Below are 7228 nucleotides of genomic sequence, written 5' to 3'. Positions count from 1 at the left end.
GCGCCGCCGTATGGCACCCGCCGCGGCCATGCGGCACGCCCGCCGCTCGCCGGCACCACTCGCCGTCGTACTTTTCGCTTTGGTGACCATCGCCTCGCTGGCCTTCTCCCTGTGGTTCACCTACTCCGGCAACCCGGCCGCCTACTTCATCACGCCGACCCGGATCTGGGAGCTGGGCCTGGGCGGCCTGCTGGCCGCGGGACTGAGTTACACCGAGCGCTGGCAGAACCTGCGCAGCCTGCTGGCACTGGCCGGCCTGGCCATGATTGCCGCCTCCGCTTTCCTGCTCGACGGCGCGTCGCCCTTCCCGGGGGCTGCGGCCCTGCTGCCGGTCCTGGGCACCATGGCCGTGATCGCCGCCGGGCGCACCGCCGGCACGTTCTCGCTGCACCGCCTGGTGGACAGCCGGCCGGTGCAGTGGACCGGCAACATCTCCTACTCGCTCTACCTGTGGCACTGGCCGCTGATCGTCTTCTACAAGACCGTCGCCGGCAAGGAACCCGGGCCGGTGCCGAGCCTGCTGCTGCTGGCCGCCTCGTTCGGGCTTGCGGCGCTGAGCTTCTACTTCGTGGAGACACCGGTGCGGAAGTTCGGCTGGCTGCACACCCGGGCCTGGCGGCCGCTTGCCGCGGGCGCCGCCGCCACCGCCCTGGTCGGCACGCTGGCCTTCGTGCCCGGCAACCAGCAGGAGCGGATCATGGCCGAGCGCGCCGCGCAGGGGGAGGCGCTGCTGGCCGCTCCGCCGGAGGACTTCGGGGCCGGCGCGATCACCAGGACGGCAGACCACACGTTCACGGCCGCCAGCCGAGTCATTGTGCCCGACCCCGGGCTCGCGGCAGAGGACAATTTCGACGTCGGCGACTGCGCGACTCCGGTTGACTCACCGCAAACACGTGAATGCGTTTTCGGCGACGAGGATGCGGACTTCACCGTAGCGCTGGTGGGGGATTCCCATGCTGCCCACTGGTTCGCGGCACTGGAGCCCATTGCGAAGGAGCGCGGCTGGCGCCTGCTGACGTTCCTGAAAAACTCCTGCCCGTTCAGCGCGGAGCCGCGGCTGGCGGAGCGGGACGGCAACCTGCTCTGCACCGGGCCCAACGACCGGACACTGGAGCGGCTGGTCAGCGGGGGAGACGTCGACGCCGTCGTCACGTCCTACTACGCCAACGTCAACTGGGTGGATTCCAAGACCGGGCACCGGCCGGGGGCCGCCGGCTTCGCGGAGTACTGGAACGCCCTGGCCGAAGCAGGAATCGAAGTCTATCCGCTGGTGGATACACCGCTGCCACGCCGGGAAGGCGGGCTGGCGCGGGATTGCGTCGCCCTGCACTACGAGGATCCGCAGGAATGCGGACAGCCCCGCAAGGACGCCCTGACCGGCAAGGACCTCACCCGCGAGGCGGCTGAGCTGGCGCCCGAAGCGCGCGTCCTCGACCTCACCGACGCGTTCTGCACGGACAAGGCCTGCCCGGCCGTTGTCGGCAACGTGCTGGTCTACGCGGACCAGAACCACGTGACCCGGACCTACATGCGGACCCTGGTCCCGGGGCTGGAGCGCGAGCTGCTCGAGGCGATGGGGGACCGGCGGTGACGCCGCGCCGCAAATTTCTGATAGACTGTTCTTCGATTGTTTTGTGTGGCAGTGGATGAAGGCCGTTTTCCCAGCGCTTGGCGCGAGGAAGATGGGGCCTGTTTCCGGTCCGCGGGGTTCTTGCGCGGTGAATGCCACACCTTTGCATGCCTACGGTCGTTTCTTCCGCAGCTGCGAAGACGACCGACAGTGCCTGGCCTCGCAACAAGCCGGCGGGGCAAAGCCTAAGAATACGGAGAACTGATAAGTGCCTACGATCCAGCAGCTGGTCCGCAAGGGCCGCTCACCGAAGGTCAATAAGACCAAGGCGCCCGCGCTGAAGGGCAGCCCCATGAAGCGTGGCGTGTGCACCCGTGTGTACACCACCACCCCGAAGAAGCCGAACTCCGCTCTTCGCAAGGTAGCCCGTGTCCGCCTCAGCGGCGGCATCGAAGTTACCGCCTACATCCCCGGTGTCGGCCACAACCTGCAGGAGCACTCCATCGTGCTGGTGCGCGGTGGCCGTGTGAAGGACCTCCCGGGTGTCCGCTACAAGATCGTCCGTGGTGCTCTTGACACCCAGGGCGTGAAGAACCGCAAGCAGGCTCGCAGCCGCTACGGCGCGAAGATGGAGAAGAAGTAATATGCCCCGCAAGGGTCCGGCCCCCAAGCGGCCGCTCGTCGTTGATCCGGTTTACGGATCCCCGCTGGTTACCCAGCTGATCAACAAAGTTCTGGTCGACGGTAAGAAGTCCACCGCCGAGCGCATCGTCTACGGTGCCCTCGAAGGTGCTCGCGCCAAGACCGGTGGCGATCCCGTGGCCGCCCTGAAGAAGGCCATGGACAACGTTCGCCCCACCCTCGAGGTCCGCTCCCGCCGTGTCGGTGGCGCAACCTACCAGGTTCCCGTCGAGGTCAAGCCGGGCCGTTCCACCGCCCTGGCCCTCCGCTGGCTGGTCGGTTACTCCAAGGCCCGCCGGGAGAAGACCATGACCGAGCGTCTGATGAACGAGATTCTGGACGCATCGAACGGTCTCGGTGCCGCTGTGAAGCGTCGCGAAGACACCCACAAGATGGCCGAGTCCAACAAGGCCTTCGCCCACTACCGCTGGTAAAAGAGTTCAGATTGGCGACGGCGGTGATCCGCCGCCGTCGCCAATTGCTCACCTAATTAGGGAGAAACTGTGGCACTCGACGTGCTTACCGACCTCAAGAAGGTCCGCAACATCGGCATCATGGCCCACATTGATGCCGGTAAGACCACTACTACCGAGCGCATCCTCTTCTACACCGGTGTGAACCACAAGATCGGTGAGACCCACGACGGTGCCGCCACCATGGACTGGATGGCGCAGGAGCAGGAACGCGGTATCACCATTACCTCCGCGGCCACCACCTGCTACTGGAACGACAACCAGATCAACATCATCGACACCCCGGGCCACGTGGACTTCACGGTCGAGGTTGAGCGCTCCCTGCGCGTCCTCGATGGCGCCGTCGCAGTGTTCGATGGCAAGGAAGGCGTCGAGCCGCAGTCCGAGACCGTCTGGCGCCAGGCGGACAAGTACGACGTCCCGCGCATCTGCTTCGTCAACAAGATGGACAAGCTCGGTGCGGACTTCTACTTCACCGTCGACACCATCATCAACCGCCTGGGTGCCAAGCCGCTGGTCATGCAGCTGCCGATCGGTGCCGAGAGCAACTTCGAAGGCGTCGTCGACCTGCTGACCATGAAGGCCTTCACCTGGCGTGGCGAGGTCAAGATGGGTGCCGACTACGAGATCGAAGAGATCCCGGCGGACCTGCAGGCCAAGGCCGAGGAATACCGCGCCCAGCTGGTCGAGACCGTTGCCGAGTCTTCCGAAGAGCTCATGGAGAAGTACCTCGAGGGCGAAGAGCCCAGCATCGAGGAACTGAAGGCCGGCATCCGCAAGATGACGATCGCTTCCGAGATCTACCCGGTCTACTGTGGCTCCGCGTTCAAGAACAAGGGCGTCCAGCCCATGCTCGACGCCGTCATCGACTTCCTGCCGTCCCCGCTGGATGTTCCGAACATCCAGGGCCACGCCGTCAACGACGAAGAGACCGTCCTGGAGCGTGCAGCTGACGCCAGCGCGCCGTTCTCGGCGCTGGCGTTCAAGGTCGTCACGCACCCGTTCTTCGGCCGCCTGACCTACATTCGCGTCTACTCCGGCAAGGCTGCCTCCGGCGCCCAGGTGATCAACTCCACCAAGGGCAAGAAGGAGCGCATTGGCAAGCTCTTCCAGATGCATGCCAACAAGGAGAACCCGGTCGACGAAGTCACCACCGGACACATCTACGCGGCCATCGGCCTCAAGGACGTGACCACGGGCGACACCCTCTGCGATCCGGCAAACCCGATCGTGCTCGAGTCCATGAGCTTCCCGGAGCCGGTGATCTTCGTGGCCATCGAGCCGAAGACCAAGGGCGACCAGGAGAAGCTGTCGACGGCTATCCAGAAGCTCTCCGATGAGGACCCGACGTTCACCGTCAGCCTCAACGATGAGACCGGCCAGACCGAAATCGGCGGCATGGGCGAGCTCCACCTGGACATCCTGGTGGACCGCATGCGCCGCGAGTTCAAGGTTGAAGCCAACGTCGGCAAGCCGCAGGTGGCCTACCGCGAAACCATCAAGAAGACCGTCGAGAAGGTCGACTTCACCCACAAGAAGCAGACGGGTGGATCCGGCCAGTTCGCGAAGGTCCAGGTCACTTTCGAGCCCCTGGACACCGCCGGCGGTACCTTCTACGAGTTCGAGAACAAGGTCACCGGCGGACGCATTCCGCGCGAGTACATCCCCTCCGTGGATGCCGGTATCCAGGACGCGCTGCGCCTGGGTGTCCTTGCCGGATACCCGATGGTCGGTGTCAAGGCAATCCTGCTCGACGGTGCCTACCACGACGTCGACTCTTCGGAAATGGCGTTCAAGATCGCCGGTTCCCAGGTCCTCAAGGAAGGTGTCAAGCGCGCCAACCCGGTCCTGCTCGAACCGCTGATGGCCGTCGAGGTGCGTACCCCTGAGGAATACATGGGTGACGTCATCGGTGACCTGAACTCCCGCCGCGGCATGATCCAGTCCATGGAAGATGCTTCCGGTGTGAAGGTCGTGCGCGCCAACGTCCCGCTGTCCGAAATGTTCGGCTACATCGGCGACCTGCGGTCCAAGACCCAGGGCCGCGCCGTGTACTCCATGCAGTTCGACAGCTACGCTGAGGTCCCGAAGGCAGTTGCCGACGAGATCGTCCAGAAGACGCGCGGCGAGTAAGTCGCTGGCTGCCGGACCGGTCCGCCGGGCCGGCAGCCGTCTGCAGGGACCGGCCGTTCCGGCGGCCGGCCCCTGCGCCACAGGCTGATGGCAGTGCGCAAGTGATTGCGGTTGCCTGATGAAAGCTGTAATTTCACCAAATCAAAAAGCCCGAAGTAGACTTGTTCAGGTTTCGGCAGCGACAAGCGTTGCCGAAGAGCACGTCTTTTCAAAACGTTCTAGGAGGAACCCGTGGCGAAGGCAAAGTTCGAGCGGACTAAGCCGCACGTCAACATTGGCACCATCGGTCACGTTGACCACGGTAAGACCACGTTGACCGCTGCCATTTCCAAGGTGCTTGCTGACAAGTACCCCGATCTCAACGAGCAGCGTGACTTCGCAGCTATCGACTCTGCCCCGGAAGAGCGCCAGCGCGGTATCACCATCAACATCTCGCACATCGAGTACCAGACCGAGAAGCGCCACTACGCACACGTTGACGCTCCCGGCCACGCTGACTACATCAAGAACATGATCACCGGTGCTGCCCAGATGGACGGCGCGATCCTCGTGGTTGCCGCCACCGACGGTCCGATGGCCCAGACCCGCGAGCACGTTCTGCTGGCCCGCCAGGTTGGCGTCCCCTACCTGCTGGTCGCCCTGAACAAGGCTGACATGGTTGAGGACGAGGAACTGCTCGACCTCGTTGAAATGGAAGTTCGCGAACTGCTCTCCTCGCAGGAGTTCGACGGCGACAACGCCCCGGTCATCCGCGTTTCCGGCCTGAAGGCCCTGGAAGGCGATCCGCAGTGGGTCAAGTCCGTTGAGGACCTGATGGAAGCTGTCGACGAGAACATCCCGGACCCGGTCCGCGACAAGGACAAGCCGTTCCTGATGCCGATCGAGGACGTCTTCACCATCACCGGCCGCGGTACCGTTGTGACCGGCCGCGCCGAGCGCGGTACCCTCGCGATCAACTCCGAAGTTGAGATCGTGGGCATCCGTCCGATCCAGAAGACCACCGTTACCGGTATCGAGATGTTCCACAAGCAGCTCGACGAAGCATGGGCCGGCGAGAACTGTGGTCTGCTGCTCCGCGGCATCAAGCGCGAAGACGTAGAGCGCGGCCAGGTCGTCGTGAAGCCGGGTTCCATCACCCCGCACACCGACTTCGAGGCCAACGTCTACATCCTGTCCAAGGATGAAGGCGGCCGCCACAACCCGTTCTACTCGAACTACCGCCCGCAGTTCTACTTCCGCACCACGGACGTGACCGGCGTTATCACCCTGCCGGAAGGCACCGAAATGGTTATGCCGGGTGACAACACCGAGATGACCGTTGAGCTGATCCAGCCGATCGCTATGGAAGAAGGCCTCGGCTTCGCTATCCGTGAGGGTGGCCGCACCGTTGGTTCGGGCCGCGTTACCAAGATCATCAAGTAACTTGGTTTCACTGGTACCGTCGGCCGCACTGCGGCCGTAACGGGACCGCCGAACTGAGGAAGCCCCGCTGCAACTGCAGCGGGGCTTCCTGCGATTAAGGGCTGACTACTTCAGGTTCTGGTGTAGGCAGAGGATATTGCCTTCCGTATCCGTGAACCAGGCGCTCCGGTCACGGTCGGTGACGGCGATGTGGTTCTCTGTCTTCAAGCCGGGCAGATCGTAGTCTTCAAACTTGACGCCCCGCCCCTCCAGGTCATTCATTTCCTTTTCCAAATCGCCGACCTCGAAACTGACCGCGGTGTGTTCCGACGCCGAAAGATTGGGTCGGCGCAGCAGCTGCAGAGCGGCTTGGCCATCGCTGGTGAAAATAAAGGTGTCTTCATCCACGAGTCCCTTAGGCTTCAGGCCGAGGGACTTCTCGTAGAAATCGCGTGCACGGTCCATGTCCTTCACAGGCAGCACCGTGGTCATCTTGGTGGTACTGAGCATGAGTCCAGCTCCCTCGTCGCAGCATTCGGACACCTAAAAGATTAGTCTCGTCCGCGCCCGCTGAACCCGCCCGCGAGGCAGGAAATTTTCCCGCTCCGAGAGGTTTTCCACATCCGGATCCGCCCGGTCATCGGGTTGGTGCAGCCGCCGTAGACTGGCAGGACAGTCTCACAACCGAAGAAAGCAACCGGGGGAAATGGAATTCTTGGCGCTGATTGCCGTCATGCTCGTGGGCTTTGGGGGCGGCTGGGTCACCAACTGGTTCTTCGGCAGCAGGCAGGCCAGCGAACCCAGAGCCATGGCCGGCACGCGGGCGCAAGGCGTCCCTCCGCCCGCACAGATCTATGACGAGGGCTATCGGCACGGCTTCCTCGACGGCCAGGAAAGCGTCAAAGCAATAACGACGGCGGAGCGCCCGGCTCCCGCGCAGCCCGGTCCCGCCCTGCACGGCCAAGTGCCA

Annotated in this window: 7 protein-coding genes; 6 read left to right on the top strand and 1 reads right to left on the bottom strand. The window is 63.8% G+C overall.

The annotated features are described in order from the left end of the window. From D477_RS13590 to tuf, 5 genes are all read left to right on the top strand, one after another. Positions 1 to 1591 (top strand): acyltransferase family protein (locus tag D477_RS13590; protein WP_150110125.1); only part of this gene is annotated, 1591 nt, incomplete at its 5' end. Between the two features lie 247 nt (positions 1592 to 1838). Continuing rightward, a complete protein-coding gene (rpsL, locus tag D477_RS13585; RefSeq protein WP_005270085.1) occupies positions 1839 to 2213 on the top strand; it encodes a 30S ribosomal protein S12 in 375 nt (124 codons plus the stop codon). Between the two features lies 1 nt (position 2214). Further along, complete coding sequence (gene rpsG, locus D477_RS13580; protein WP_005270084.1) at positions 2215 to 2685, top strand: 30S ribosomal protein S7; 471 nt, start codon at positions 2215 to 2217, stop codon at positions 2683 to 2685. A gap of 69 nt (positions 2686 to 2754) precedes the next feature. Next, on the top strand, positions 2755 to 4857 hold the full coding sequence (gene fusA, locus D477_RS13575) for an elongation factor G (RefSeq protein WP_005270083.1): 2103 nt from the start codon (positions 2755 to 2757) through the stop codon (positions 4855 to 4857). Positions 4858 to 5088: 231 nt separating this feature from the next. Continuing rightward, positions 5089 to 6279 (top strand): elongation factor Tu, encoded by a 1191-nt coding sequence (tuf, locus tag D477_RS13570; RefSeq protein ID WP_005270082.1) that lies wholly within the window; start codon positions 5089 to 5091, stop codon positions 6277 to 6279. 105 nt (positions 6280 to 6384) lie between these two features. Here tuf and D477_RS13565 read toward each other — a convergent pair whose 3' ends face one another. After that, entirely contained in the window at positions 6385 to 6768 is a 384-nt protein-coding gene (locus tag D477_RS13565; RefSeq protein ID WP_005270081.1) for a VOC family protein, read from the bottom strand. Positions 6769 to 6964: 196 nt separating this feature from the next. Here D477_RS13565 and D477_RS13560 point away from each other — a divergent pair. Next, the coding region (locus D477_RS13560) for a hypothetical protein (RefSeq protein WP_005270080.1) at positions 6965 to 7228 on the top strand (264 nt) is incomplete at its 3' end.

Source organism: Arthrobacter crystallopoietes BAB-32, assembly GCF_000328305.2.
In the GTDB taxonomy this organism is placed as follows: Bacteria; Actinomycetota; Actinomycetes; order Actinomycetales; family Micrococcaceae; genus Crystallibacter; species Crystallibacter crystallopoietes_A.
The sequence above is the reverse complement of the archived record's forward strand: the minus strand, read 5'-3'. Positions and strand labels throughout refer to the sequence as shown.

What these genes read in the sequence shown, in the direction of transcription:
- rpsG (WP_005270084.1), top strand. Translation starts at nt 2,215, where the DNA reads ATGCCCCGCAAGGGTCCGGCCCCCAAGCGGCCGCTCGTCGTTGATCCG.
- D477_RS13565 (WP_005270081.1), bottom strand. Translation starts at nt 6,768, where the DNA reads ATGCTCAGTACCACCAAGATGACCACGGTGCTGCCTGTGAAGGACATG.